The sequence below is a fragment of the Phytobacter sp. RSE-02 genome, assembly GCF_040578655.1.
Lineage (GTDB): Bacteria > Pseudomonadota > Gammaproteobacteria > Enterobacterales > Enterobacteriaceae > Phytobacter > Phytobacter diazotrophicus.
Genome location: NZ_JBEULY010000047.1, coordinates 1 through 638, shown reverse-complemented (window position 1 = coordinate 638; position 638 = coordinate 1). Strand labels below are relative to the sequence as shown.

At 55.2% G+C, this 638-nt stretch carries 1 rRNA gene; it reads right to left on the bottom strand.

Annotation, left to right across the window (positions count from 1 at the left end):
• Positions 1 to 638, bottom strand: a 23S ribosomal RNA gene (locus ABU190_RS27290); the annotation flags it as partial.

Below are 638 nucleotides of genomic sequence, written 5' to 3'. Positions count from 1 at the left end.
CAAGGGAGAACTCATCTCGGGGCAAGTTTCGTGCTTAGATGCTTTCAGCACTTATCTCTTCCGCATGTAGCTACCGGGCAGTGCCATTGGCATGACAACCCGAACACCAGTGATGCGTCCACTCCGGTCCTCTCGTACTAGGAGCAGCCCCCCTCAATTCTCCAGCGCCCACGGCAGATAGGGACCGAACTGTCTCACGACGTTCTAAACCCAGCTCGCGTACCACTTTAAATGGCGAACAGCCATACCCTTGGGACCTACTTCAGCCCCAGGATGTGATGAGCCGACATCGAGGTGCCAAACACCGCCGTCGATATGAACTCTTGGGCGGTATCAGCCTGTTATCCCCGGAGTACCTTTTATCCGTTGAGCGATGGCCCTTCCATTCAGAACCACCGGATCACTATGACCTGCTTTCGCACCTGCTCGCGCCGTCACGCTCGCAGTCAAGCTGGCTTATGCCATTGCACTAACCTCCTGATGTCCGACCAGGATTAGCCAACCTTCGTGCTCCTCCGTTACTCTTTGGGAGGAGACCGCCCCAGTCAAACTACCCACCAGACACTGTCCGCAACCCGGATCACGGGTCCACGTTAGAACATCAAACATTAAAGGGTGGTATTTCAAGGTTGGCTCCA